The organism is Brevibacillus fortis, assembly GCF_003013395.1.
Classification (GTDB): domain Bacteria; phylum Bacillota; class Bacilli; order Brevibacillales; family Brevibacillaceae; genus Brevibacillus; species Brevibacillus fortis.
Genome location: NZ_PXZM01000012.1, coordinates 163,451 through 190,261, shown reverse-complemented (window position 1 = coordinate 190,261; position 26,811 = coordinate 163,451). Strand labels below are relative to the sequence as shown.

24 protein-coding genes and 1 pseudogene are annotated in these 26,811 nt (G+C 47.9%); 13 read left to right on the top strand and 12 right to left on the bottom strand.

Going from position 1 to position 26,811, the window contains the following annotated elements; all coding sequences use genetic code 11:
• Positions 1 to 58: 58 nt before the first annotated feature.
• The 6 genes from C7R93_RS09220 to C7R93_RS09200 form a co-directional block, all read right to left on the bottom strand.
• Positions 59 to 265: a hypothetical protein gene (locus tag C7R93_RS09220; protein WP_208637802.1), complete on the bottom strand. Its 207-nt coding sequence runs from the start codon at positions 263 to 265 to the stop codon at positions 59 to 61.
• Positions 210 to 374 (bottom strand): hypothetical protein, encoded by a 165-nt coding sequence (locus C7R93_RS30450; RefSeq protein WP_208637801.1) that lies wholly within the window; start codon positions 372 to 374, stop codon positions 210 to 212. The genes C7R93_RS09220 and C7R93_RS30450 overlap by 56 nt, the downstream gene beginning before the upstream one ends.
• Before the next feature lie 62 nt (positions 375 to 436).
• Positions 437 to 1,003, bottom strand: a complete 567-nt coding sequence (locus C7R93_RS09215) for an NADPH-dependent FMN reductase (RefSeq protein ID WP_106838551.1) — start codon at positions 1,001 to 1,003, stop codon at positions 437 to 439.
• Positions 1,004 to 1,023: 20 nt separating this feature from the next.
• Entirely contained in the window at positions 1,024 to 2,082 is a 1,059-nt protein-coding gene (locus C7R93_RS09210; protein ID WP_106838550.1) for an LLM class flavin-dependent oxidoreductase, read from the bottom strand.
• 15 nt (positions 2,083 to 2,097) lie between these two features.
• Positions 2,098 to 3,039, bottom strand: a complete 942-nt coding sequence (locus C7R93_RS09205) for a ring-cleaving dioxygenase (protein WP_106838549.1) — start codon at positions 3,037 to 3,039, stop codon at positions 2,098 to 2,100.
• Between the two features lie 51 nt (positions 3,040 to 3,090).
• Entirely contained in the window at positions 3,091 to 3,534 is a 444-nt protein-coding gene (locus tag C7R93_RS09200) for a MarR family winged helix-turn-helix transcriptional regulator (protein ID WP_106838548.1), read from the bottom strand.
• Between the two features lie 271 nt (positions 3,535 to 3,805).
• Between C7R93_RS09200 and C7R93_RS09195 the strand changes: the two genes are divergently transcribed.
• Positions 3,806 to 4,777: a YpjP family protein gene (locus C7R93_RS09195; protein ID WP_158264013.1), complete on the top strand. Its 972-nt coding sequence runs from the start codon at positions 3,806 to 3,808 to the stop codon at positions 4,775 to 4,777.
• 71 nt (positions 4,778 to 4,848) lie between these two features.
• Positions 4,849 to 5,337: a hypothetical protein gene (locus C7R93_RS09190; protein ID WP_106838546.1), complete on the top strand. Its 489-nt coding sequence runs from the start codon at positions 4,849 to 4,851 to the stop codon at positions 5,335 to 5,337.
• 47 nt (positions 5,338 to 5,384) lie between these two features.
• Here the strand turns inward: C7R93_RS09190 and C7R93_RS09185 are convergent, their stop codons facing one another.
• From C7R93_RS09185 to C7R93_RS09170, 4 genes and pseudogenes are all read right to left on the bottom strand, one after another.
• A complete protein-coding gene (locus C7R93_RS09185) occupies positions 5,385 to 6,272 on the bottom strand; it encodes a LysR family transcriptional regulator (RefSeq protein ID WP_106838545.1) in 888 nt (295 codons plus the stop codon).
• A 15-nt stretch (positions 6,273 to 6,287) separates the two neighbouring features.
• Positions 6,288 to 7,496 carry an MFS transporter gene (locus C7R93_RS09180; protein ID WP_106838544.1) on the bottom strand — a complete coding sequence of 403 codons (1,209 nt, stop codon included), beginning with the start codon at positions 7,494 to 7,496 and terminating at the stop codon, positions 6,288 to 6,290.
• A 55-nt stretch (positions 7,497 to 7,551) separates the two neighbouring features.
• Positions 7,552 to 7,758 (bottom strand): annotated as a pseudogene (locus C7R93_RS09175) (DJ-1/PfpI family protein); the annotation flags it as partial.
• Positions 7,759 to 7,999: 241 nt separating this feature from the next.
• Complete coding sequence (locus C7R93_RS09170) at positions 8,000 to 10,180, bottom strand: serine hydrolase domain-containing protein (RefSeq protein ID WP_106838543.1); 2,181 nt, start codon at positions 10,178 to 10,180, stop codon at positions 8,000 to 8,002.
• A 263-nt stretch (positions 10,181 to 10,443) separates the two neighbouring features.
• Between C7R93_RS09170 and C7R93_RS09165 the strand changes: the two genes are divergently transcribed.
• Complete coding sequence (locus C7R93_RS09165) at positions 10,444 to 12,228, top strand: helix-turn-helix transcriptional regulator (protein ID WP_106838542.1); 1,785 nt, start codon at positions 10,444 to 10,446, stop codon at positions 12,226 to 12,228.
• 30 nt (positions 12,229 to 12,258) lie between these two features.
• Here the strand turns inward: C7R93_RS09165 and C7R93_RS30240 are convergent, their stop codons facing one another.
• Positions 12,259 to 12,417 (bottom strand): hypothetical protein, encoded by a 159-nt coding sequence (locus C7R93_RS30240; RefSeq protein WP_167402449.1) that lies wholly within the window; start codon positions 12,415 to 12,417, stop codon positions 12,259 to 12,261.
• A gap of 259 nt (positions 12,418 to 12,676) precedes the next feature.
• Between C7R93_RS30240 and C7R93_RS09160 the strand changes: the two genes are divergently transcribed.
• Complete coding sequence (locus tag C7R93_RS09160) at positions 12,677 to 14,017, top strand: erythromycin esterase family protein (protein WP_106838541.1); 1,341 nt, start codon at positions 12,677 to 12,679, stop codon at positions 14,015 to 14,017.
• 55 nt (positions 14,018 to 14,072) lie between these two features.
• Here C7R93_RS09160 and C7R93_RS09155 read toward each other — a convergent pair whose 3' ends face one another.
• Positions 14,073 to 14,663, bottom strand: a complete 591-nt coding sequence (locus C7R93_RS09155; RefSeq protein WP_106838540.1) for a DJ-1/PfpI family protein — start codon at positions 14,661 to 14,663, stop codon at positions 14,073 to 14,075.
• A gap of 148 nt (positions 14,664 to 14,811) precedes the next feature.
• Between C7R93_RS09155 and C7R93_RS09150 the strand changes: the two genes are divergently transcribed.
• From C7R93_RS09150 to C7R93_RS09110, 9 genes are all read left to right on the top strand, one after another.
• Positions 14,812 to 15,684 carry a LysR family transcriptional regulator gene (locus tag C7R93_RS09150; RefSeq protein ID WP_106838539.1) on the top strand — a complete coding sequence of 291 codons (873 nt, stop codon included), beginning with the start codon at positions 14,812 to 14,814 and terminating at the stop codon, positions 15,682 to 15,684.
• A 181-nt stretch (positions 15,685 to 15,865) separates the two neighbouring features.
• A complete protein-coding gene (locus C7R93_RS09145) occupies positions 15,866 to 16,645 on the top strand; it encodes a DeoR/GlpR family DNA-binding transcription regulator (protein ID WP_106838538.1) in 780 nt (259 codons plus the stop codon).
• A gap of 24 nt (positions 16,646 to 16,669) precedes the next feature.
• The gene (gene fba / locus C7R93_RS09140; protein ID WP_106838537.1) at positions 16,670 to 17,533 is read left to right on the top strand and encodes a class II fructose-1,6-bisphosphate aldolase; all 864 of its coding nucleotides are present in this window, start codon (positions 16,670 to 16,672) and stop codon (positions 17,531 to 17,533) included.
• Between the two features lie 37 nt (positions 17,534 to 17,570).
• Positions 17,571 to 18,662 (top strand): bifunctional phosphoglucose/phosphomannose isomerase, encoded by a 1,092-nt coding sequence (locus tag C7R93_RS09135; RefSeq protein WP_106838536.1) that lies wholly within the window; start codon positions 17,571 to 17,573, stop codon positions 18,660 to 18,662.
• A 1-nt stretch (position 18,663) separates the two neighbouring features.
• Positions 18,664 to 19,608, top strand: coding sequence for a 1-phosphofructokinase (pfkB, locus tag C7R93_RS09130; protein WP_106838535.1), 945 nt, complete (start codon positions 18,664 to 18,666; stop codon positions 19,606 to 19,608).
• 26 nt (positions 19,609 to 19,634) lie between these two features.
• On the top strand, positions 19,635 to 20,633 hold the full coding sequence (locus C7R93_RS09125) for an ROK family protein (protein ID WP_106838534.1): 999 nt from the start codon (positions 19,635 to 19,637) through the stop codon (positions 20,631 to 20,633).
• 18 nt (positions 20,634 to 20,651) lie between these two features.
• Positions 20,652 to 23,756 (top strand): beta-galactosidase subunit alpha, encoded by a 3,105-nt coding sequence (gene ebgA / locus C7R93_RS09120; RefSeq protein ID WP_106838533.1) that lies wholly within the window; start codon positions 20,652 to 20,654, stop codon positions 23,754 to 23,756.
• Between the two features lie 96 nt (positions 23,757 to 23,852).
• The gene (locus C7R93_RS09115) at positions 23,853 to 25,589 is read left to right on the top strand and encodes a cache domain-containing sensor histidine kinase (protein WP_106838532.1); all 1,737 of its coding nucleotides are present in this window, start codon (positions 23,853 to 23,855) and stop codon (positions 25,587 to 25,589) included.
• A complete protein-coding gene (locus C7R93_RS09110; protein WP_106838531.1) occupies positions 25,561 to 26,754 on the top strand; it encodes a response regulator transcription factor in 1,194 nt (397 codons plus the stop codon). The genes C7R93_RS09115 and C7R93_RS09110 overlap by 29 nt, the downstream gene beginning before the upstream one ends.
• The last annotated feature ends 57 nt before the right edge of the window (positions 26,755 to 26,811 follow it).

The following is a 26,811-nucleotide window of genomic DNA, read 5'->3' as shown; positions in this document are numbered from 1 at the left end:
CTTTCCTTGTGAGAAGAAGATCTGCGTCTTTTCATTGTTAAGGTAGTTGGACGGCAGGTTACTTCGCTGCCAGGCCTTCTTTAAACGCTCTTTGGAAGCTTTCGATGAGCAGGCCGTAGTTTGGCATCACTTCCGCATAGATTTCTGCGAACTCTTGGGCATCTGGGCGGTTCCATGTTTTTTGCAATTCGGACATGACAGCGAGTGTATCAATAGGAACTGCTCCTGCTTGCACTACGCGAGCCAGTGTAATATCTGTCGTCATCTTGCGGCACATCCATATCCCCTACTGTTTGGAACAAACCACTTTGATGGTCGATCAACAACAGCGCTGCATCATTTGCGTCAATGACATGGTGGTTTTTCGTTGTCATGGATAATTCCTCCTAAATAGTTTTGTATTGAGTTTCTTTAATTTGAGATAAATTTGATTCGATTAAAAATCATACTCGGCATCTTTTTGCTCCCGAATCCGTGCATAGGTATCGACGAGCAGTACCGTATCCTCGACAAGTCGCTCTAGGCGGAAGTGAATATCATCATTGATGATTTCTTTGCGGTTGAAGTCTTTCTCTTCGATAAAAACATAAGTGGGTACGATATGTGCCTTCATATAAGACAGGATTGGCTTCAACTGTTGTTCCGCCATGAGATAGTGTTTGGATGTTCCTGCCGTGACCAATACGCTGACGACTTTATCCCGGAATGCGTTGACAGGCAACAGATCAAAAATGTTTTTCAATGTGGCTGGGATGGATGCTTGGAATGTGGGTGTTCCAATGATAAGCGCATCGGCTCCCATGATGGTTTCGGTCACGAGCTTGGTGTCCCCTTCGTAATCCGTGTAATTCCGTCCATCACTGAAGACGAGATTGTACTCGGCGAGGTCAAGCAACGTAATCTCTGCATCCGGGTATTTTTCCCGTGCCATTTTGAGTGTCAAATCCATGGCTGTTCTTGTTTTCGAGCCTACGTTAGAGCCCGCGATTCCGACGATTTTCATAAGTTCCACTCCTTTTTTGGTTAGGATTTGGTTGTATGCTTTTTCACTTCTGGTAAGATTTTCGTTGCAATCAGTTCAATATTTTTTGCGATTTTATCAAAAGGTACACCGCCAAAATCGATTTGCGCCATGAAGCGTTGTTGTCCGTACATTTCGTATTGGTAGAGCATTTTCTCGATGATGACGTCTGGACTCCCAATCATTAACGCATCTCGATAATCGACAGCTTGCGCAAACTGTTGCTTCGGATAGCCACCGCCACGCAATGCGATAAACCCACCATTTAGATGCGGATAGTACTCACGAAGTGCGTCTGAAGTTTTGTCGGCTGTATAAAATAAACTCGTTGTCGCTACTGGCAAGGTCGCTGGGTCAAAACCATTTTGCTTCGCGGCCTCCCGATAAGCATCAACGGAACCTTTGAAGTTGATGGCAGGACCTCCGAGTGTGGTCAGCATCATAGGCACGCCTGCTTGACCGGCTTTAATTGCGCTTGCCGGTGGTCCCCCTACTGCACGCCAGATAGGCAGACGTCCTTGTAAAGGCTGAGGCAGGATCGTAGCATTTTGTAGCGGTGCACGGAATTGCCCTTCCCACGTAATGCGATCCTCGTTATTAAGCTTGAGAAGAAGGTCCATTTTCTCTTCAAACAATTCCTCATAGTCGCGCACATCGTAGCCGAGGAGGCTATACGCTCCTACTCGGGAACCGCGTCCGGCAACTATTTCTGCCCGACCATTGGAGATCAGATCCAAGGTTGCGAAATCCTCATACACGCGGACCGGGTCGGATGTGCTCAATACAGTGGCGGAACTGGCGATTTTAATGTTTTTCGTAGCTTGTGCGATTGCACCCAGAATGACGGTATGCGCTTGTGTCGTAAAATGCGTCTGGTGGCTTTCGCCGACAGCGAATACATCAAGGCCTGCTTCATCTGCCAGCTTACTTGCCTCAATTAATTCCTTAATGCGCTGTTCAGAAGAAATTTTTGAGCCTGTGTGCGGGTTTGGGTTATGATCCCCAATGGAATACAATCCTAATTCGAGTCCTTTTTTTGTGTCGATACGATATTGTTCCATGGTGATTCACTCCTTTTAGTCAATGGGTGTCAATTTGGCTTCAATTTCTGCGCGGCGTTCTTCCAGGAATGGAGGCAAGTCTAGAGCTTTTCCGAGCTCCTCGACGGTTGAATCTGCTGTAAAGCCAGGACCGTCAGTTGCAATTTCGAACAAAATGCCGTTGGACTCACGGAAATACAAGCTTTTGAAGTAGAATCGATCAATCACTCCTGTTGAACGGAAGCCGCGTTTACGAACGGCGTCATCCCAATATTGCAGTTCTTCGTCGTTATTCACGCGAATCGCCAAGTGATGAACACTTCCACGGCCCGGCTTTTCAGGTGTTCCTTCTTCCTGCTTGATGACAATTTCACCGAAGGACTTCCCTGGAACGGATTGATAAATGGCTTCTTGCACTGAGCGTGATACTTCGGTATAGCCGAATGTATCTGTTAACAGACTGGCTATTTTCTCCAAGGAGCGGACGGTAATCTCAACCGTGCCGATTCCCAAAATGCGATGCTTTTCTTCGACTACGGATTCGCTCCATGTAGACCAATTCGACGGAAATTCTTCGCTGTTGTTATTGATCAGGATCATCCGCAGACCTTCCGGGTCTTCGAAATGCAAGGCATCGCGTCCAGCGTACTTGGTAATGTCGCCATGGTGGACATTCAGTTGTTCAAAGCGGTTTTTCCAAAAGGCCAAGCTCTCCAGTGAAGGGACGAGCAGTCCAATTCGAGTGATGGCGTTCGTGCCGCGTACGGTTTTTCCTACCATGGACATTTCAAAAAACGACAACTCTGTTCCAGCACTGCCTGTCAAATCTCCGTAAAACAGGTGATACATCGACGGATCGTCTTGGTTGACGGTTTTCTTCACTCTGCGCAGTCCCAATACGTTCTGATAAAAGTGATTATTCGATGAAGCATGCTTGGTTAACATAGATACATGGTGATGGCCTGGAATGGTGTACATGGGAGTCCCTCCTTATTTAACTTGACTAATCAAGTGATGGTGTAAAAAAAATTACTCGGGCGGTAATTCTTTTTTTTGGCTATTCTTATGAACGCGTGTCATCAGGGTGTAAAGTGTTTTTTGTTCTTCTTCACTCAGTACCTCGTCAAAGAAAGACGATTGGAAAGCCAATTGTTCAGGAAAGGCTTGTTCCAGTACCGCTTCGCCTTTTTCGGTAAGGCTGATCGTTTTCGTTTTCCAATCCTGCTTGCGTTCAATGTAGCCTTCTTTTTCAAGTCGTACGAGCATGCGAGAAATACCACCTTGTGTAACGGTAACCTTCTCAGCTAACTCCGATTGGGTAAGAGGCTGATAGACGCTAATTTGCATCAGGACATCGAATTGAGCTGTTGTTAAATCGAAGCGTTTGAGAAACTCATTCGACAGCTGGTTGCTTTGGGTGGTAAACCGCATCAAGCGTAACCAGATTAATGAGCCGATCGTGTTATTACGCATGGTAGTTTGCCTCCCTTCGCTGAGCTTATTATCACTTTACTACTCAATTGATAGGGAATCAAGTGTTTTTATATTTTCTTCCATACTCATTTATTCGTCCAAGAATGATGTTTTGTCGATTGATTGGTAATTATTTATAGTTATTAATATGATATTTTGTAATTATATCCAAATTATTGAATTATTTAGAATGAAAGGGTGATCTATTTTCTTGTAGTTCATGCATATTCAATTGTTAGCTAAAATTCTAATTAATCTACGGAGGGATATTATGAAGGCGCTGCTGCTTAAACTAAGACATACTACAGCAATAGTGTTAGCTTTTGTTTTATTATTTAACACAGTATTACTATCAACTGCATCTGCAAATACACAAATTAATAAAATCCCAAAAATAGATAGCGAAGTTTTAAAACAAATCCTTAATAGTAAATACTTAGAAGATGCAGGCGTTGAACTTAATTTAAGTGAAGAAGCGTTGCGCTACTCAACTGAATTTGTATTTACCCATTTAGAATACATCATATTTGCTTTACAGGAGGATCAAGAATATAGAGAGTTGTTTATGAATCAATCAACCATAAACGACGATCTAAAGGAAGAGTTAGAATCTGTTTTAGAAATAAAGAATGAAGATAAGAAAAGTGAAAAATTATACTCACTGGTTGATCAGATTAAAGAAGATATCGAAGAAGAGTTTAACGCTAACGAGCTTTCTCCTACTATTTTGCCGAGTATCACCTCAGTGGTATTAAGATATGGTAGTGAAAACATAATTGAACCAAGAAGCGAAACGATTCAGTATAGTTCGAGAGATAAGGTAGAAGCCCTCGCTCTTCCGTTACTTTGGCCAGTTGTGGCGCTCGCATTAAAGGGATTTGTAAAATCGAAATTCGGTAAAAAAATCATGCGTGAAATTTGGGATGAATTTGAAGACAGAGTTTGGGATGAAATTAGCAATGCAGCAGAGGCTGTATATGATGAGCATAAAGGAAAGATTGACTATTCTGGTCCCGAAAATTCTAATGGGAGGATAAAACAAGGAGAAGAAGTATTTACTCTTTATGATGATAGAGGAAGAGATATATTTAGGTTTGATATTAGAAAAAGAGAATTACGGGGGAAAACGCATCTAGACTTCCACTACCATAAAAAGACGGATTCTGATCCTGATATGGAAGATCATTATGAGATATATACAATTACTCGGAATGGAACTTTGCCCAAATGGGGTACGGATTAATAATTTGACGAACTGATTTTGCCTTTGGGTTTAAAGGTAATGCACACTAATTATGAAATAGGGGATCATTTATGGAGAAAAAATCAGGAGTATACTTCGGCAAAGAAATTGCCTTAAACAACTTGAGAGATATCCTATTTCACTATCATACTGAAGAAAATGCAGATTATGAGGTAACCATTGATTGTAAAGAGTTCGATCCAAGAATTGAATTAGATACTGAAATAATTGGATCTTATGTAAGAAATGAAGATATAGAAGAATTGGATTTGAAATTAAAAGGGCTACCAGGGAACTTCCGTTGGTGCACATACAAACACTGGCATACGACTGCAGTAATTAATGATGTAAAATATGAAGCGTTTGGAAAGGAAACCCTAGATGGTGAAAGGCTGCTTATATTAGAAGATTATACGGGAGAGTTGAATGATCTCAGATTAAAAGTATGCAATCTCCCTCAGCATCTACAGTGGGTGACATTAAGGAAAAATATTGATGGAACATATCCAAATAGGCAAGAAAATTTTAGATCATGGATAAACGAGATGTTAAAACTTTGAACTGTTTATAAGGGTGTGCCGCTCCATTATTAGGAGCGGCATTATCTTTATCTAATGTTGTTTTCAACCGTCTTCTTCATTCTTTCAATTAATGCTTTCAAGAGGGGCGAATTCCGGTTCTTCATCTGATATGCCAAATACAAATCATTAAAAACAGTACAGGACGGGTACATAATCTTTACCTTGTTTCTGGACAAATGGTCGTCCAGCATGAAGGTGGGCAATAGGCTTATGCCTGCGCCATGCTCGATAGCCATCAGCACACTGTGCAAATCGGGCACGACGTGTGTCGGATGCGTTTGTGGACGCTTCTGAAAATGCTCACGCCAAAAACGGCGGATAATCGGCAAATCCAAATCATAGCTGATCCACGGCTGGGAGCATAGCCACGCTTGAAAGGATTCCCGGTCCTCAAACGTGGGTTCATTGTAATTGGGAGGTGCCACCAAGACAAACTCCTCCTGCATGTACGGAATATATTCTACACCCGGCGCGGAAAGCTTTTGCGACATGACGATGATGTCTACCTTTTCTTCTACCAGCCAGTCGAGTACTTGGGAAGCGATGCCCAGTTTGGCAATCACGCACATCTGGTAGCTGCCGATATGTGGAGCCAGCTTTTCCCGAAAAAACTCATGCGCCGATCCGATTCGAATCACGGGCAAAGACGTGGCTGCGCTTGTTTTCAGGTTTTGCGTGGTTTCCTCCAATGCTTCGATGAGAGGAACCACCTGCGTATAAAGAGCTTTGCCTCGCTCGGTCGGGATCATTTTCCGGGGAGCTCGCGTAAACAACGGCTCGCCCACCTCAGCCTCCAGAGAAGCCAGATGCTGGCTCATGGCTGGCTGGGTCATCATTCTCGTTCTGGCAGCTTCCGATACGGAGTTATGCTTGTAGATACTGATAAAACTTCGGTACCATTCAAAGTCCACCATGTTGGCTATCCTTTCTTAACTGAGACGTTTCTGGTGCTGTGCTCCCCATATCGTAAACAAAATTCCGATGACCGTCACGAGCGAAGCGACCCAAGGAACGGCAGGGAGACCGCCTGCAAAGTTAAAATCGATGACAACGCCCCCGATATAGGCACCAAGCGCATTTCCCAGGTTAAAGGCCGCGATGTTCAGTGTCGAGGCGAGCGTAGGAGCTTCCTTGGCTGTGTTCAGCATGTGGAGCTGCAAGCCAGGAACCGTACCAAATGCTGCAATCCCCAAAATGAATACCGTTATCAAGGTGAGGACCTTATTTTGATCGGTAAAGCTGAAAACAGCGAGAACTAGCGCTAGTACGACAAGTATCCCGAGAAGGGAAGGAAACAGCTTGCGGTCAGCCAATTTTCCTCCGTAAATATTCCCGATCGTAATTCCCACGCCGAACAAGACGAGAATATAGGAAACAGAGCTAGGCGAGAAGCCTGTGATATCCACTAGAATTGGCGAAATGTAGGTAAAAGCGGTAAATACGCCACCAAATCCGAATACGGTCATCAAAAGCGCGATATGAACGGCTGGGCGTTTGAGCACACCGAGCTCCTGGCGCAGACTGGACGTGGCATTTGCTACCTTCGGGACAAGCATGACAATCCCGATGAGTGCAATGATCCCAATAATCGTGATCGCCCAGAAAGTAGAGCGCCAGCCGTACGCTTGCCCCAGAAACGTTCCAATCGGCACACCCAAAATATTGGCCAGGGTCAGCCCAGTGAACATGATCGCGATGGCACCCGCGCGTTTTTCCTTGGGAACCAGCTCAGCGGCAATGACCGAGCCAACGCCGAAGAACGATCCGTGGGTGAGCGCGGCCAAGATGCGAGCAAACATCAAAACGGTATAGTTCGGTGCGAGAGCGGCAAGCGCATTTCCCGCGATAAATAGAATCATAAGAAACAGCAATAGTGCTTTGCGCGGCATTCTGTGGGTAGCTATCGTGATAATAGGAGCGCCGATAGCGACTCCTAATGCATATCCGGTAATCAGGAATCCAGCCATCGGGATGGATACGTTTAAACTGGTGGCTACCTCAGAGAGCAGTCCCATAATGATGAATTCTGTCATCCCGATCGCGAATGCGCCGAGTGTCAAAGCGTACAAGGCGAGAGTGGAGCCTTTGCGAGTGGCCAGTGTCTGTTCAGAGTGACGGGCCATATTTTCTGTTAGCATGATAGTGATTAGCCCTCCTTTAGGATAAAGAAAATGACAAGATGAATATGGGAGCCAAGCCTGTCGCTGCTTCTTCACTGTCCGTGAAAGCATTCACGCGCTTGCCTGCGACCAGAGGTTGTCCATTGGACAAAGTCGCGCCAACGAGACCGGCAGGACCGTGGCAAACAGCCGCTACTACTTTTCCTGCTTCATAAAAATCTCGCAGTAATTGCTGGAGCTTTTGGTTATCTGGCAGATCAAACATCGTGCCAGCCCTCCCTGTGGGCTTGCTACTGTGATGTCATAGCCTTGGTGACTACCATCAAGATTTGTTTTGCCATCTATATTGCCTCCTGTACTTTGTGATTTCGGGTACAGTTGCTATTCTAAGACTGAGTTATCGATAAAACAAATTATGTTTTATGTATGTATCCATAAATAAATTTATAGAAAAAGAAAAAGACGGGAGTTCATCCCGTCTCTACTCTGTCGGTATTCGATTAAAAAGTACTTCAATGGACTTAACGGCTAAATTCCTTTTGGAAGAGGCCGAGATTAACCTGTATAGGTTCAGGACCGACCGCATTGACGTTCGTCACCAAAACTTGCTTCCCACCTAGCGTACCACCAGCTAACGTTTCAAACCCATGAATGCCGCCGCCGTGTGCCCAATAGCTCTTCCCATTCTGCGTTTTTACCTCATAAATACCGAGTCCATACTTACCATAAGGAGAATCCACACCTGTCGTCATCTGCTTCATCATCTCGTCATTTAATAGCTTTCCTCCTAAGAGCGCACTGAAGAAGGTGGTCAGATCCTTCCCTGTGGAGATCATTTCTCCCGCCGCATTTGCCCATGAAGGATTGTACTCTGTAAAATCATACAAATTACCGGACTTATCCATGTTATAACCTGAGGCATGCTGACCCGGAATTTTGGGGTTGCTACCACTAAAGGATGTATCTGTCATCTGAAGCGGGTCGAGGATACGTTTCTTAATCTGCTCTGCATACTTTTCCCCTGTAACCTTCTGAATAATAAGACCAGCTAGCACGGTATTGGTATTGGAATAGTCCCAGCCTGCTCCTGGCTGAAATACTGGCGGCTTTGCCAGCCCCATACGTACAAGGTCATCGACGGTGTATTGAGGGAATGAGGTAGCGTGTCGCATTTCTATATTCGTATAGCTCGCAATCCCGCTCGTTTGGTTCAATAACTGACGAATCGTGATTTTGTTGCCGTCATACCCATTGCCCTGTACTACACCTGGCAGCCATTTTTCTACCGAGTCATCCAGATTCAGCTTTTCCTCCTGCGCTAACTGTAAGACGGTGGTAGCGACAAACGCCTTGGTGACACTGCCAATACGGAAAGTAAAGTCCGACTCCATCGGATTTTTTTGTTCGAGGTTGGCTACACCCGCTGCATGAGACCAATATTCTCCGTCTCTTAACCCAGCAGCCACTATGCCTGGAATCTTCTCGCTTTTTGCTTCTTGATCAATGAGTTGGTTCATTTCGTCCCGATGTTTTTGGGCAGCTTGATCCACGGTAGATGGTTGATTGGCTAGTCCCGAGAATTCAGTCATCTGGATGCTCTCCATATGTGGAACAGCACCTTCTAGTACGTTTATGCTCATCGCGATCACATGCTCGCCGTCTTTTGTTCCACCTGCAAAGTTGGTGAATCCAGGAATACCACCTTGATGACCCCATATGGTGACGCCATTCGGCAATGTTACTTCTTGAATACCGAGTCCGAACCTCCCGTGTGGAGTAGCAACAGTGGTCATCATTTCTTTCTGAATCTCAGGTGTTAACAATTTTCCGCCCAATAAAGCACTGAAGAACGTTGTTAAATCTTTCGCAGTCGAGATCATCCCCCCTGCTGAGTCTGCAAACGAAGGGTTAAGCAGAGTCATATCCATTAATGTACCGGCATTGTTAAAGTATCCATTTGGACTCCGTTCAGGCAAGGAATGAGAGTCGTCGGGCAATAGCGTTTCTTTTAATTGAAGCGGCTCAATAATTCGTTTCTTAATTTGCTCAGCATACGTTTCTCCTGTGACCTTCTGAATAATGAGTTTCATGAGAACGGTATTCGTATTCGAATATCCCCCCGTGGTTGGTTTTTGCTTTAATGCACGAGAAACCAGTTGTTCGGCTGTAAACGTTTGAGTGGAGTTCTGGAGTAAACTTTGCTTGAGTTCAGCATCTAAGTAGTCTGCAATGCCGCTCGTATGACTTAATAACTGACGAATCGTAATTTTGTTCCCATCATAGCCATTTCCTTGCACGACACCTGGCAGCCACTTCTCCATCGAGTCATCAAGGCTTAGTTTCTTTTCCCCAGCTAGTTGCAGGGTAACTACACCGACGAACGATTTCGTTATACTCCCGATTCGAAATGAATAGTCAGCTTCTATTGGTTTCTTACTTTCGATATTCGCTTCGCCGGAAGCATACGACCAGAAATCATTTCCCTTCTTTACTGCAACGATGACGCCTGGAATGTTTTCGCTGGCAGCGGCTTTATCGATCGCTTCTTTTGTTTTAGCGTGGTCTGTTTTTAGTTGTTGCGTGATTGTCTGGTTCATGCCCGCTTCCGCACAACCGTAAGTAGGAAGTACCAGCGCCCCTATCAATAAGGCAGATAAAGTCAGTGACGCTCCTTTTCCTTTTTGCATGTGGAATGGTTTCATTTCTCTTCGCTCCTATAAGTTGAAATGTGTTGTCTCACATACTCACCTTATTCTTAGCGTTGTAAAATCACATAGTGACAAAACCGCTTCATTTGTCGATGACATCTGGTTTAGACTCATCACATGTACCAAATGACATACTGTCATAAGACCGATATGACAAGTAGATTCTGCTTGACGAATCGGGAAAGGTTGATACAAGATGAGTCATAAACATACAGAGATATTCTTACATTACATAACAAGTGGGAGTACACGAATCGATGTTATCCATGATAAAAAAATGGTTCTGGTATAATTGGGTCATTTTTGCCCTACGAACGATTTGGTTGGCGATTATCATCATTTCTCATGTCGTCTATCCGGCAATGATCGCTGGTCCGTTTGGGGTCACCATCTTCTTCGCCTTCATGGTTTACCTCATTCCATTGATCGTTCCATACAGGAGAGAAAACTGGTATTTGGCAGTCGAGGTCTTAGCTGCCGGCCTCTTTTATCTATATGTGGCTTATGTAGCGCCAGGATTGCTTTGGTCTTTCATCATACTCGTGATGATTATTGGCGTGGCGAGCAATCAGAAAACGTATGTGTGGACGGGAATTCCTTGTGGGGTCATTTTTCCGGTTTTAAACGGTTTAATAACGAATCGCCCGCCGTACGAGTATATGTTTAGTTGCAGCTTTGGGTTTGCCATGGGTTTGGCTTTTGGTATATTGATTCAGTCTCATAAGCAGGCCAGAATCATTCATGAGCAGAAGCAATTACTGGAGCAGCATATTAAGCAGATCGAGGAGCTCACACTAATCGAGGAGCGTAATCGGCTGTCACATGAGCTACATGACACGCTTGGGCATTCGTTAACCTCTTTGCTAGTCGGCGTAGAATCGCTCCGGTCATCAGTTCCTGATTCACAGATTGAACGGGTTGATACACTTGTCGCAATCGCACAGCGCAGCTTGGATGGTATTAGAAAGCATCTGCACCAGCTCTCTGATGCGCAGTTGAGCCAGTCGTTAGGTGAGGCGCTACGGGAACTAACGAAGGATTTTATTCAGGCTACAGGGGTAACGGTCAACTTCCGTGTAATCGGCAGTGAGACTCTCGTTATGCAAGAAATGAGCTTATGCTTATATCGCTGTCTGCAAGAGTCGCTGACTAATGCGGTTCGTCACGGTCAAGCGAGCGTAATCACTGTTGATCTGTATTTCGAAAGTCAGCAACTTCGATTACAGATCGAAGATAATGGCAATGGAATGGAGTCGATCCAGTTCGGATTTGGTTTAAATAGTATGGAGGAACGACTGGAGATCCATCAAGGTACGTTGTCCGTTCATTCGCAACCAGGACGAGGAACCGTCGTCATTTGTAATGTTCCTTTACAGGTAGAGCCTGTACATGGAAAAATCCGTTTGCTCATCGTGGACAATCAGGTTCTCATTGCTGACAGCTTGCAGCAGATTTTAAGTCAGCAGTCCGACTTTATTGTTGTGGGGACGGCTAATAAAGGGCAAGAAGCATTAGAACAGTGCGAGCAGTGCCAGCCGGATATCGTGCTAATGGATTTTCACTTGCAAGGACTGAACGGACTTGACGCCCTACTTGAAATGAAACAACGTTGGCCGAACATGAAGGTTGTGCTCATGACGACTTTTGAAGATTCCACACAGGCTGGAACGGCCATGGAATATGGAGCGGAAGGATACATGCTGAAGTCGACTCAACCGAGAGAAATGGTTGAGGCCATAAAACTCATCTATCGTGGAGGAACGTGGATTGACCAGTCTATCGCCACGCGACTTTTCGAGGAGATGAGGCGCCAACGTGAGCTGTTAGAAAAGTACAGCCCGAACGATCCGAATGGGCTTACCAAACGTGAAATAGAGATATTGCAGCATCTATCCGAAGGACTGCGCTACAAGTCAATCGCTGCCAAGATGTATTTATCGGAAGGAACCGTTCGTAATTATTGTTCCAATCTGTATTCGAAGCTCGGTGTTAATAATCGTGAAGAGGCAGTCGAGCTAGCGAGAAGCAAAGGGATCATTTAGACGACAAAAAAGACGGGAGAAATCCCGTCTTTACTCTTCTGGCGTTCGGTCGAGGAAAAGCCGCGTAACCTCTGTGTAATCCCCTTTTTCCACTTCTTCTTCTGTCGCTTTTTCTTCTAATGGATCATGACCGTACATACTTGGCGCAATCGTTGGATCGTGCTCAGAGGAACGCTTTTTATTATCCATGATTCACCACTCCTTTAGAAGGTAGGGTGCGATGGATGGCCTATTCTTATCCCCGATTGCAGCATATGACATTGGAAATGCTATTTCAAAAGTACCGATCTTCAAGATCCGGTGCTTTTTTTGATGACAGATTGTCATATGGGGTAGGGAGAAACCGTTGGTAACAGGGTGTTTGAAATTTATGACAAAACGTTACTTGTTGTATAGGCAGTGCTCGGGCCATACTTTGAGCAAACGAAGATAATAGGAGGAAAGAGAAATGAACTTTTACAAAAGTAGCATCGCCGCGGTATCGATTTGTAGTCTCCTCTTAACAGGAGCTCATGCCACGTATGCAGCTCCATTAACCGAGACGGACAGCGAACAACAACAAGGGAAGAAGGCAAAAAATCTAAGTCCAAAAGAATGGTTAGAGCTGAAATCTTTTGAATTGAATAGCGCTGAGCCAGGGACTGATCTTGAAGATATTGAACCGCTGCGCGACATGATCGGTTCTGCTTCAATCGTAGGTTTAGGTGAGGCAAATCATGGCAGTCGTGAAATTTTTACGATGAAACACCGGTTTGTTGAATTTCTCGTCATGGAAATGGGCTTTACCACCCTTGTATTAGAAGAAAACTGGGGCAACGCATTGGAACTTGATCATTACGTTCTCACAGGAGAAGGGAATCCGAGTGAAAATCTAATGCCCCTATTTCAAACACAAGAAATCGTAGACATGCTGGAATGGATGCGTGAGTACAATGCCGATCCCGAGAACGAAGAGAAACTGCGGGTGGTCGGGATGGATGTACAAAACGTCAGCGAAAATGTATACGATGAGATCAGACAGTATATAAAAGAATATAAGCCTGACCTGCTGCCCCGTGTGGATAAAAAAATGAAGGAACTTGCCGAAGTTACGAAGGATCTGGAAACCTATACATCTTTGCCAGATGCCATTCAGAAAAAACATCATGAGCAAGCGAAAGAAATCACGAAAATATTGGAACAAAACAAAAAGCGTCTGAACGGCCAATCCGAGGAGTTCGCAAAGATCAAGCAACACGCCAAGATCATTGAGCAATTTACTGGCATGTATTTCAACTTCTCGGAGAATCCATCAGAAGTATTTTTGAGGCATGATATCGCGATGTTTGAGAATGCGAAGTGGGCTCATGAACAGCTAGGAAAAACAATCGTATGGGGGCACAATGGGCACATCGCAAAGAGCAATATAGTGCCGGATGTATACCCGAAGCTCGCCGGTCAGCATTTACTGGACCATTATGGTAAGAAATATGTAACGATTGGAACTTCATTCGGGAAAGGCGATTTCAACGCGTATAACTCTGAATATAAAATTGTTCCAGTTACCATTGAATCGAATGATAATACATCCAATCACACCCTAGATCAAGTCTCAAAGGATCAATACTTTGTTGATTTACGGACTGCTACAGGTCTCACCAAAAAATGGTTAGACGAAGAACGGCCGTTTTTGAACGGACGCGGTTCTGCTAATCCAAACACACCAAACCTTGTAACAGCTGCGCTTGGGCAAACATTTGATATTCTCATTCATATAGACACAGTGAGCGCTGGCAAGCTTGTTCGTTAAATAGCAGAAAGAAACCGGCATTTACCCAAGAGCACTGGGCAGAATGCCGGTTTTATTATACAAGAAACCCCATCAAGCGTTTCACATTGTCGGTGTTTTCGCGGGATGTCAGCGACTCCAGCAAGGTGAATGCCACATCAAAAGCGGTCGAAGGGTTGTACGAGGTGATAATATTGTTGTCGATGACGATGGATTGGTCAGGAATGACATTGGCACCCATCGCAGCTAGTTGCTTTTGCCGCAACTGGTTGTTCAGGTTGTAGGTCGTTGCTTTTCGTCCTTGCAAAATCCCGCTTTTCCCGAGGGGAAGCGCGCCGACACAGATGGAGGCGATCACTTTGCCTTGCTTTTCAAATTCACGTATGAAAGCGAGAACGTCCTCGCGATAGGCATCTTCATAAAACCCCGCCTGCTCAAAACCGCCAGGCAGTGCCAGTGCATCGAAGTCGTTTACATTCGCATCGTCGATCACCATTTCGGGGATCACAGTAAAATTCCACGTGCATTTCAACTCTTTACGCGTGCCCACCGTCACCAGCTCCGTTGTTCCGTCGCCCTCTTCCTTGTTCCAGCCGATTACATCAGTAAATACGCTTGCTTCTACTGCTTCAAAGCCATTCGGTAATAACAAGCACACTTTTTTCATCGAAAATCAGCTCCTATGTTCGAATCGTTCAAGCCGTACCGGTACTTACCAAGAATCATATGCTATCATTGGTTATTAGTAAAAATGAAAGTTCTGAAGAGTAACTTCAGTATTTCTGATAATAAACATGCGGGCAAGGGGGAGACTCATGGAGATTCGCCAATTTCAAACCTTTAAGGCAGTCGTTGATTTCAACAGCTTTACGAAGGCTGCGCAAGCACTGCAATATTCGCAGGCGACCATTACCTCTCATATTCAGCAACTGGAAGAAGGAATGGGCGTCCCTTTGTTTGATCGACTGGGAAAGAAAATTCAATTGACCGCCTATGGTCGCGAGCTGTACACGTATGTCGAGGAGCTGCTGGTTTCGTATGCGAAAATCAAGGATATATCGGCGAATGAGCAATCACTGCAAGGCGAGTTACGCATCGGAGCCTCGGAGACGCTTACGATCTATCGGCTGGGTGACATTTTGTCCAAGTACAGAGCGAGCTACCCGGGCGTAAATATTTCATTTGTGATGGATGACTGTATTCGCTTACGGGAAAAGCTGCATGACGGTCTATTGGATATCGTGATCACGCTGGAGCCAAAGCTCGATGATCCGAATCTGGTAGTGGAGCAGTTCTCTACGGAGCGGCTGGTTTTTATCGGGGGGCGCGATCATTCGTTTGAGAAAATAGAGGGTGCTGGCGAGGAATGCATGATTTTCAGTGGAGAGCATTGTGCTCTGCGGCGGTTTTTTCAGCGCTTCTTGGAAAAAAGGGAGATCAAGCCGAAACACCACCTGGAGTTCTCCAGTATGGAAGCGATCAAGCAGAGTGTCGCGAACGGGCTAGGCGTGAGCTTGATGCCGTATATTAGCGTGGAAGCCTTGTTGCGTGAGAAAAAAGTGAAAATGATAGCGTGCGAGGAAGAGCTGTTGTTCTATGCACAAATTGCCTACCATAAAAATAAGTGGCTCTCACGGGCGCATAAGAAGTTTATTGATTTCATGCTGGAAAGTCGGGATATCGGGTAATGAGGCAACCAACCAGTCTGTTTTGGTCTAGAACCAGAGCAGGCTGGTTTTGTTTTCGGAAAATTCCATAACTTGTTTGACATTCGTTTTTCTTCAATGATAAGATCGAAATGAAAGTAAACGAAAGGGTAACACAACAAAACGAAATTCATAATAGTTTGATCGTAAGGAAGTGAGAGATATGCTGGCAGCCGAACGGCACAACAAGATACTGGAACAGTTGAAATCCGAGCAAAGCGTAACCGTCAGCCAGTTGAGCCTGGCGCTCGATGTGTCTGAAGTAACGATCCGAAAAGATTTGATCAAGCTCGAAAATGATGGACTGCTAACGCGCATTCATGGGGGAGCAACGATTACAAATTTCCTGCCTCTGGAGCGTAGCTTCACAGAAAAGCTGGCAGAGAGAAGCGAAGAGAAGCAGGCGATTGCCTATCAGGCGCTGTCCCACATTCAGCCGGGTGACACGGTCATTCTGGGGGCAGGGACGACGATGATGGAACTCGCAAAGCTACTGCGCGGGATGAATGATTTGACTGTCGTCACGAATGCGGTCAACATCGCAATGGAGTTGAACAGTCAAGGCAAGCATCACGTCATTTTGATCGGTGGGGAGATGCGGCACAAATCGTTTGCTCTCGTGGGTTCAGTAGCGGCGGAAAACCTGCGTGGCTTGTCTGTCTTCAAATGCTTTATCGGTGCAGATGGTGTTCATCCAGAAAACGGACTGACGACATTGAATCTGGCCGAAGCGCAAATCAATCAGGTTATGATGGAACGTGCAAGAAAGGTGTACGTGCTGGCTGATCACAGCAAGTTTGGGGAGACGCATTTGGCCAAATTCGCCGGTCTCTCGGACGTGGATCGGATTATCACGGACGCGGCGGCGCAGTCTTTTGCCAGTAAGTATGCGGAGCTGGGCATCAATCTGGAGCTGGCGAGCATGCAGGGCGTGTCCATCTGAGCCAAGTGAAAAGGAGGATTAGTTATGGCGTTGGTATCATCGACACAGATGCTCCGCGAGGCAAGAGCACAAGGATATTGCGTGGGGGCATTCAACGTACACACGATGGAAATGCTCCAGGCGGTAGTGGAGGCGGCTTCTGAAGCAAACGCTCCGCTTATTTTGCAGACGACCGTCGGAACGGTACGGCATCTCGGACCTGAGTATGTGGCGGCAATCGCCCGGGTAGCAGCACAGCAAGCCCGGGTGCCGATCGCCTTGCATCTGGATCATTGTCATGAGGAAGAATTAATCGTGCGTTGCATCGAAGCGGGTTATACATCGGTCATGATCGACGCGTCGATGCATCCTTTTGCAGAAAATGCAGAGATGACGCGACGAGTAGTGGCACTGGCCCAAAAGCATGGCGTCAATGTGGAGGCAGAGTTGGGCAAGGTAGGAGGCGTCGAGGACGATCTCGTCGTGGACGAAGCAGATGCTGCGCTCGCTGATCCAGCCGAGTGCGAACGATTTATCGAGTTGACGGGTGTCGATACATTGGCCCCCGCCATTGGTACGGCTCACGGAATTTATAAGGGAGAACCGCGCATCGATTTTGCTCGAATTGAAGAGATTGCCCGGCGGGTCTCTGTACCGCTTGTCTTGCATGGTGGTTCAGGAATTCCCGAGGAGCAAGTGAAGCGAGCGGTCAAGCTCGGTATGGCGAAGATGAACGTAGCGACAGAGCTGCGAATTGCCTTTTCGCAAGCGATCAAGGGTGTATTTGACCATAATCCGCAGGAAAACGACCCCCGTACCTATATGAAACGAGCGAAACAAGCGGTAAAAGAGGTCGCACTGGCCAAGATGGAGATGTGTGGTTGTATGGATAAGGCAGTAGTACGGTAACGAAAAACGAAGATAGCGAAGAAAGGGACGATTTTCCATGCGTATCAATTTGGATGATGCGAAAAAATTGCGTGAACTGGATACGATTTTGGCACTGCAAGATACGGAAAGCTATGATGAACAGTTTCAAGAAGGTCTAAAATTATCTGATTCTTTAGATGTATCGAATATTTCTGTTAAAATTAAAAATATTGTGGTTCTGGGAACGGGAGGCGGCTCCGCTGCGAGCGTCAATCTGATCAAGTCGTATTTGTTTGATGAACTGCAAGTTCCCCTCCAGTTGAATCAAGGTTACACCATCCCGGCTTTTGTAGATGCAGAAACACTCGTTATCGTCGTCAGCCATTCAGGCAACACGGAGGAGGTCGTCAGCGGATACGAAGCGTCGATTGCCAAAGGGGCACAGGTGGTAGTCATTACAGCGGGCGGCAAAGTATTGGAAATGGCACGTGAAAACGGTCATGCCTGCGTGGTCGTACCTGGTGGAATGATGCCGCGTATCGTGCTCGGGTACATTTTCCTGCCGATTCTCGCCATTTTGACCAAGCTCGGGTTGGTTTCTGACAAGCGTGCGGAGATCGAGGAAACGATCGCGCTGTTCCAAACCTTGAAGCATACGTACGGAACCGATTCCCCGATCAATCGAAACGAAGCGAAACAAATCGCAATGGAAATGGATGGTCTGATCCCTGTTGTGTACGGAACTCTGCCGTTATTCGACGCTCCTGCATGGCGCTGGAAAAACCAGCTGGGTGAAAACAGCAAGCTGATGGCATTCTGGAACGCGATACCGAGTCTGCACCACGACGAAGCTGTGGGCTGGGATTCGCCTGCTGCTCTATTGAAAGGCGTTCACTTTACGCTTATCCGTGATCAGGAGGACAGCGAGAAGACGACACAGCGTGTGGAAATTAGCGCAGACATTTTGCGTGAGAGAGCGGGTGCAGTCAGAGTGGTTCATTCGCAAGGCGTATCCAGAATGGCCCGGCTGTTTTCCATCGTGTACCTGGCAGACTTCGTGTCGTTGTATGCAGCCTTGATTCGTGGGGTTGATCCGACACCTGTAGATGTGATCAATTTGTTCAAACAAAAAATGGGGCAGCCGCTCGTTAGTGTGCAGGTGAGATAGCATGCTCGTAACGGTTACGCTGAATGCGGCCATCGACAAGACGTATCGCCTCTCTCATTTTCGTGCAGGGGAACTGCATCGGATGCGGGATGTACTGAGCCTACCGGGCGGAAAAGGCATCAACGTGGCGCGCGTAGCCAAAACGTTGGGGCAGGAAGTGGTAGCAAGCGGTTTTGTCGCTGGTCATAACGGGAGGTTTATCGTGGAAGGCTGTGTACGCGAGGGGATCGCAACCTCATTTATTGAAGCCAATGGGGAGTCCCGCCTGTGCCTCGCCTTTCTCGATGAGCAGGAAAAGACAGTGACGGAATTGTTGGAGCCGGGACCTGTATTAGGTGAAGAGGAGTTGAACCTTTTACAGGAACGCTTGGTATTGCTGGGAAGCAAGGCACAGTTCGTAGTGTTTTCCGGGAGCTTGCCTGCCGGATTGCCCGCAAATGCCTACGCGACTCTGATTAGAGTCGTTGCCCAAACAGGAGCGAAATGTGTGTTGGATACGAGCGGTCAAGCGCTGCTCGAAGCCTTACGTGAAACGCCTTACTTAATCAAGCCGAATCAACCGGAGACAGAAGCACTCCTTGGCTTTTCATTGGATAGCGAAGAAGCGCGGTGCAGGGCTGTACGTGAGCTGCATGCACGCGGAGCGCGACATGTTCTTCTCTCGCTTGGGGCAGAAGGCGCGTTGTTTGGAGCCGGGAGTCAGATCTGGCGTATTGCAGCCAGTTCGCTACCAGCTAACGAAGTCAAAAATACGGTTGGCTGCGGTGATTCCATGCTGGCTGGTGTACTAGTCGGGCGAATGCGCGACCTGAACTGGCCCGATGCGATTCAGCTCGGGATGGCATGTGGTGCAGCAAATACACTGTCGTTTGGGGCTGGCATGATCACGCCTGAAGATGTTCAGAGGATGTTGCGCCAACCGATGCCCGTAGAGCAGCTTGGGTAATAGAAGCACATGGAAGGGAGAAGCACATGCGCCATGTAATAGGACTGGATGTAGGGGGCACCACGATGAAAGGGGCGGTCATGGACGAAAATGGCCGTATTCTCATCCGTGCTACAAAAGAAACCAAGGTGCATAACAATTTGCCGCTCCTGCTTGAGCGAATGGCAGCCCTGATCGGTGAGCTACGGGCCAAGTCGCCTGTTTACATTGAGTCAGTGGGAATCGGATTTCCCGGTCCTTTTGATGCGGAGAACGGCATCTCTGTGCACTCGCCCAACTTTCATTTGCATCAGGCAGACCTACGAACCCCTCTGGCAAAGCTAGTTGAGCTGCCGTTGTTTTTTGACAATGATCTGCGGACAGCTACGCTCGGTGAAGCGGTATTCGGCGCAGGACGCGGTATTAGCCATCTCGTTTTCGTGCCCCTTGGTACGGGGGTCGGTGCAGGAATCATAAATGAGGGCAAGCTCGTTCGCGGTGACAGCGGATTTGCAGGGGAGATCGGTCATGTTCGTTTCCCCGGGCTTACTGCTCCATGCAATTGCGGCAAAATGGGTTGTGTCGAGACCGTAGCATCTGCAACAGGCATCGCGCGAGTAGCTCGTGAGCGACTGGATAAAGAGCTTAACGCCAACCCGTTGGGGGCAAAAGCATCACAGCTGTTTACTCTCTGTGATGGTGACATAACGAAAATAACGGCTGAACAGGTGGCGACGGCGGTCGGAAAAGGTGACTCATTAGCGATCGAGGCATGGAACGAGGCGTGCGAAGTAATTGGCTGGGCGCTCTCCGTGCTGATTAACGTCTGTAACCCACAACTGGTGGTAATGGGCGGAGGGGTCAGTCGTGCCGGGGAGCTACTGCTGGCGCCAGTCCAAGCGAGCATTGGACGCTATGCGATGGATGTCGTTCATGAAAAGACGAGGATTGTTTTGGCCGAGCTCGGGGCAGATGCAGGTATTCTCGGTGCTGGTGCGTTGGCCTTACTCGCAATGAACGAGGGAAGCAAGACCGAGAAAATGTAAACAAAGGAGTGTACATAGATGAGCAAACCGAATGACTGGGCGAATCACCAGCTGCTGGAGCGAAATCGCCTCGCAGCTCGAGCTTACTTTTTGTCTTACCCGGAAGTAGCGGGAGCATTAACGTATGAGAGAGGCGCGACTCCGTGGTTTCAATTGTTGAATGGGCATTGGCAGTTCGCCTACGTGCCATCTCCACTGCTCGTTCCGGAGAACTTTTTTGCAAGCGACTTTGATGCGTCCGATTGGAGTCGGATTCAGGTGCCGGGGCATTGGCAGCTACAAGGCTACGGCAAACCACATTACACGGACTTGTACTATCCGTTTCCTGTCGATCCGCCGCATGTTCCTTCTGATAACCCGACAGGCTGCTATTTGCGAGAGTTTACGATAGCGCCTGCCTGGCAGCAGCATCAGGTGATTTTGCGATTTGAAGGGGTGGACAGCGCCTTTCACGTGTGGCTAAACGGAAAAGAAGTCGGTTATAGCCAAGGAAGTCGTCTGCCATCCGAGTTTGATGTGACCGAACTTTTGCAGGAAGGCACTAATCGCCTGGCTGTACAGGTGTACCAGTGGTCGGATGGTACGTACGTCGAAGATCAGGACATGTGGTACTTGAGCGGGATTTTCCGTGATGTATCCCTCATCGCGAGACCGAAGCTGCATATGCGAGATGTGGCTGTCGTGACGGAATTGGATGATGAATACCGCAATGGCGTGCTTCGCGTACGTGCACTTGTGGAAAATAGTGCGGCAGCCAGTTATGACGGCGTGCATGTGACACTACAGCTACTGGATCAAGCATTCTCGCCCGTAGCTTCTACGATTCGGGCAGGAGCTGGCCAGTTGGCAGCGGGACAGGAGACGGTAGTAGAGCTGGAGCTTCCTGTGCAGGAACCGCAAAAATGGTCCGCGGAAGAGCCGAACCTGTATCATCTGTTGCTAACGATTGGGCATGAGACTGGTGAAAAGACAGAAGTCATCCCGATTCGCGTTGGCTTCCGCCGTATCGAAGTAAAAGGAAACAACTTCTTCGTCAATGGCGTGGCAATACGTCTGAACGGGGTAAACCGACACGATCATCATCCAGACCTCGGCCGAGCTGTCCCATATGAGACGATGCGCGAAGATGTCCTCATGATGAAGCGCTACAACATCAACGCCGTTCGTACCGCTCATTACCCGAATGATCCGCGCTTTTACGATTTGTGCGACCAGTACGGTCTGTATGTGATGGATGAAACGGACTTGGAGACACATGGCTTCCAGTTGACCGGCAATATCAGTCAGCTGAGCGACGATCCAGAGTGGGAGCAGACCTACGTCGAACGCATGCAGCGCATGGTGGAGCGGGACAAAAACCATCCGTCGATCATCATGTGGTCGCTTGGCAACGAGTCCGGCTTCGGCTGCAATTTCCGGGCAATGGCCGCATGGTGCCGTCAAGCGGACCCGACCAGACTCATTCATAACGAAGAAGATCGGGAAGCAGAGGTTTGCGACGTATTTTCCACCATGTACTCCTCGATAGAAAAAATGATCCAGCATGGTGAAAATGAACATCTGCAAAAGCCGCATATCATGTGCGAATATGCTCATGCCATGGGAAATGGACCTGGCGGGTTGCGCGACTATGCCAATGTGTTTGACAAGTATCCACGCTTGCAGGGTGGCTTTGTATGGGAGTGGATTGACCACGGCTTGCGTCAATATACGCCGGATGGGCGAGAGTATTTTGCCTACGGGGGAGACTTCGGAGACTACCCGACGAATGGCAACTTCGTCATCGACGGCTTGATTCGTCCAGATCGTACGCCATCGCCAGGGCTGCTCGAATATAAAAAAGTGATTGAGCCAATTGTCGTCGAAGCGACTGATTTGGAAAGCGGGCTTGTCACCATTGTGAACCGCTATGATTTCCGTACGCTAGATCACGTGAGAATGGTGTGGAGTGTGACGGCAGACGGACAAGTGCTGGATAGCGGAAACTTGTCGCTTCCACATACAGCAGCAGGAAGTCGCACGATTGTGGCGGTTCCGTATACCTTGCCTGCGCAGGTGCAGGTTCGAACCGACTACTGGTTGACGCTCTCCTTTGTGCTTGCCCATGATGAGAGCTGGGTGCAGGCTGGACATGAGCTGGCGTGGGCACAATTTGCCTTGCCAGTGACCGCTGCGCAACAGGTAATGGTAACTCCACATCAACCTGTACTTGGCAAAGTGGATACAACCGAAACGAAAACGGACGTGACCTTAACAGGAGCGGACTTCCAATTTGTTTTTGACAAAGTGAACGGTGTGCCAACAAGCTGGGTATTTGCGGGCAAGGAACTGTTGGTGGCAGGACCGCGCCTTACGTTTTGGCGAGCGCCGATTGACAATGACATGTATGTAGTCGAAGAGTGGCGCAAGGTGTATCTGGATCGTTTGCAAACGCGGGTTGAGCATGTAGCGGTTAGGCAGGAGCGCGGGGATCGGGCAGTGATCACTTGCGACGTGCGAATTGCTCCACCTGTATACGATTGGGCGTTCACGTGCCGTTATACGTACACGGTGTTTGGAAATGGCGAAGTGCTGGTAGACGTACAAGGCACACCAAAAGGCACGCCGCCAGCCATGCTGCCACGAATCGGCTTGAAGCTATTGGTCGCCAAAGACATGGAGCGAGTCTCTTGGTACGGTCGAGGCCCGGGAGAGGCGTATATCGATAGCAAGGAAGCCAATCGCATCGGGGTATATCATGCAAGTGTGGATGAGCTGTACACGCCGTATGTGTTTCCACAGGAGAATGGCAATCGCACGGACGTCAAATGGATGTCGATCACGGATCAGAGAGGCATTGGACTTTTCGCGATTGGTCAACCGACCTTGGAATTTAGCGCACTTCGCTATGATACCGATGATCTGGAGCAAGCGAAGCACACGACAGATCTCGTAAAAAAAGAGTATGTCACCCTGCATCTCGATTATCGACAAAACGGGCTGGGTAGCAATAGCTGCGGACCTAAGCAATCAGAGCAGCATGCCTTGCGTCCAGAGGAGTTTTTCTTCCAGATGAGGGTAACGCCTTTTTCGAAGGATACGATTTCTCCGGTTCAGTTGTATAAGCGGAATTTGTGTGACTAACCGATGATTGTTCTCGAAGGCATCGCCGAAACGTTGTACAATCTAGTTGAAGATTGAATAGTGCAACTAATCAAAAATCGGTGGTGGTTTTGTCATATGAAGTCATGGTCGCTCTTTCCGCGCAGAAGCATTCATGCCAAGCTCCTCGCTTTTATGCTCATTGCAGCCATTATCCCGTTAATTACTTTGGGGAGTATGGCGTACTGGAAGTCGTCGATGGTCGTCCGCGAGCAATTCAGCACGTCAGGCGAGTATATCGCTACACAGCTGCAAATCCAGATCGACAACTACCTGAGCCAAATGAGATACATGGCCTACGACATCAACACGTACGTGTCCGACCCGACGTTGGTCGTCATGAGGGAGGAACAGCCGAAGACCTACACAGGCTTCCTGGAACAAAAAAACTTCGAGCGATACTTGGGGGCGCACCGCAATCTTGATACCAAAGGCATTTTTATCGTGACGCCCTCCGGTTATTTTTTCGGGGAAAACGTAATCAATGGACAGGATCTGATGCGGGAATGGTGGTGGAAGGGACTGCCCGCCAAGCTGGATGAGGAGCGATGGATTGGGTTTTACACACCGCGGCATTACGTCGGATTTCAGGATGAGGCAGAGCTGCGGAATCAGGAGAAGGTGCTTGGTCTCGTCGTTCCCGTACTCAGCGGTTATGGTGTGCTGAAGGATAGTCGGATATTGATCGAGATGAAAGCAGGCAAGCTGTTTCAGTTGTTTGAGCAGCTGGAAGAGGACATGAGTGCGTATGTGACCATCACCGCCAAAAATGGCGAGCTGATTTACCAGACGGCGGGTACGTTTGTCCAGCAGGAGAGCGATGTCGTCTGGAACAAGCCGCTGGAGTCCAACAACTGGATGATTCAGGTGCGCTTGCCTTATGAGCAAATGAATCGCTCTGCGGAAGTGATGCAATCCTTTTTTATCGCAGCGCTGATTCTATCGGCAGTGCTGGCACTACTTTTGGCGTATTTATTTTCCAGACGGATTACAGGCAAAATCAAACGACTTCAAGAAACGATGCGGCTGGTAGGAACAGGCGAGCTACAGACGCGCGCAGAGGTAGACACAGAAGACGAACTGGGGCGGTTAGGGGTGAGCTTCAACCAAATGGTGAGGCGGATTCAGACGCTAATCGCCGAGGTGAGTCGAACCGAGCAGTTGAAAAAGGAAGCAGAGCTGCGAGCCGTACACTACCAGATCAACCCGCATCTGTTGTTCAATACACTCAATTCCATTCAGTGGAAAGCAAGATTATCTGGCTCAAATGAAATCGGCAATATGCTCTATCATCTCATCAAGGTGCTAGAGGGCAACCTCGACATCACGCAGGAACTCGTCCCGCTGGAGAAGGAACTGCAAACGGTCGAGCATTTTCTGGAAATCCAAAAGCTGCGGTATGGGCATGTTTTTCAATATGATCAAACGGGTGTAGAGGATTGCAGTCGCTATTTGATCCCGCGGATGACGCTTCAACCCCTTTTGGAAAATATCTTTTTCCACGCATTCGAAGACGGGCACGGAACGATCCGGATCAGTGTCAGTGAAAAAGAAGGGCTTGTGACGCTGCTGTTGCAAGATGACGGTGCAGGAATTGTGCCGGAGCGATTGGCTAAACTTCTCGATCCTGATCTGGAGCGTTCTAGCAAACGAGGGCTCGGCGTGTACAACGTCGATCAGAAGTTCAAGCTTCATTTCCGTATGGAGCACGGCATGAAGATTTCATCTGTCAGAGGAGAAGGAACCACAATTCAAATCACATGGCCGAAAAGGGAGGAAATTCCTGATGAACATCAAGGTAATGATTGTGGATGACGAAGTGCTGGTGCGAAAAGGACTGAAAGCAATGGTGCCGTGGAGTCGCTACGGGATGGAAGTAGTAGCCGATGCACCGAATGGTCGCAAAGGCTGGGAGGCTTTCTTGCAAATACAGCCCGAGTTGGTGATTACGGACATCGTTATGCCGGAAATGGATGGGCTGGAGCTGTGCAGGCGAGTGAAGGAGCACGCTCCACAAACAAAGGTGCTTCTGCTCAGTTGTCATCGCGATTTTTCTTTTGCCCAGCAGGGAATCGCTCTCGGGGTATCGGGATATTTGCTGAAGACCGAGTTCCAGGATGAGGAATGGGCTACGTTGTTGGACAAAATGAAGTCTGAGCTGGCAGGCGAGAGCGCGCGACCCGAAAAAAATCGGGAACGTCCTGATGAATGGAAGCGGGAATTCGGTGCGTGGTTGACTGGCTTGAGCCGTGATTTCGAACAAAGCTTGTCTTCCTTCCTGCAATCACACTGGTCGTGGATGAACGACCCTATGCGTATTTGGCTCTTGGAAGGAATGGGTAGTACAAGCTGCGAGGAGCAGGAGCGGGCATGGATTACCCGAGAGCTGGACAGCCAATGGGAGTGGATCGTATGTGGTGATATCCGCTTTTTGCTGACTCCCGCAAGTGCTGGCAGGCAGGTAGAATCATTGCTCGTGGAATGGAAGCTGGCTGGCAGGGTGACGAGCTGGGAGACAACAAGCCCGTTTTCTGGACGCGAACCGTGGATTCAGACGGTACGGATGCTCTACCAGCGTACAGAGCGGGCGCGCAAGTACGGCGTTAATCAAGACCCATGGCAGGAACCAATCAAACAGGCTGTTCATTACGCGCTCGATCGTCTGGATACGCCATTGACGGTTAGTGAAGTAGCTTCACAGGTGGGACTGAGCCGCAGTCATTTTAGCGTGATGTTTAAAAAAGGAGTGGGCGAGAGCTTTGGCGAGTTTCTCGACAAGCGCAGGGTAAAAATGGCCCGGGCGATGCTGGATGAAACAGCATTGTCCATTCAGGAGGTAGCCGAGCGAGTCGGTCTTCCTGACGCCAAATACTTCAGTAAATGGTTCAAAAAATGTACAGGGATGACCCCGAGCCACTACCGTTTCAAACAAAAGGAGGAGTCCAGTCGAACAATCGTCCACTCCACCGCGCAAACCTGAACGAATCGGAAAAAAGGAAACAAATTCACACACTATTGCGAACAGTTATCGGTTTCA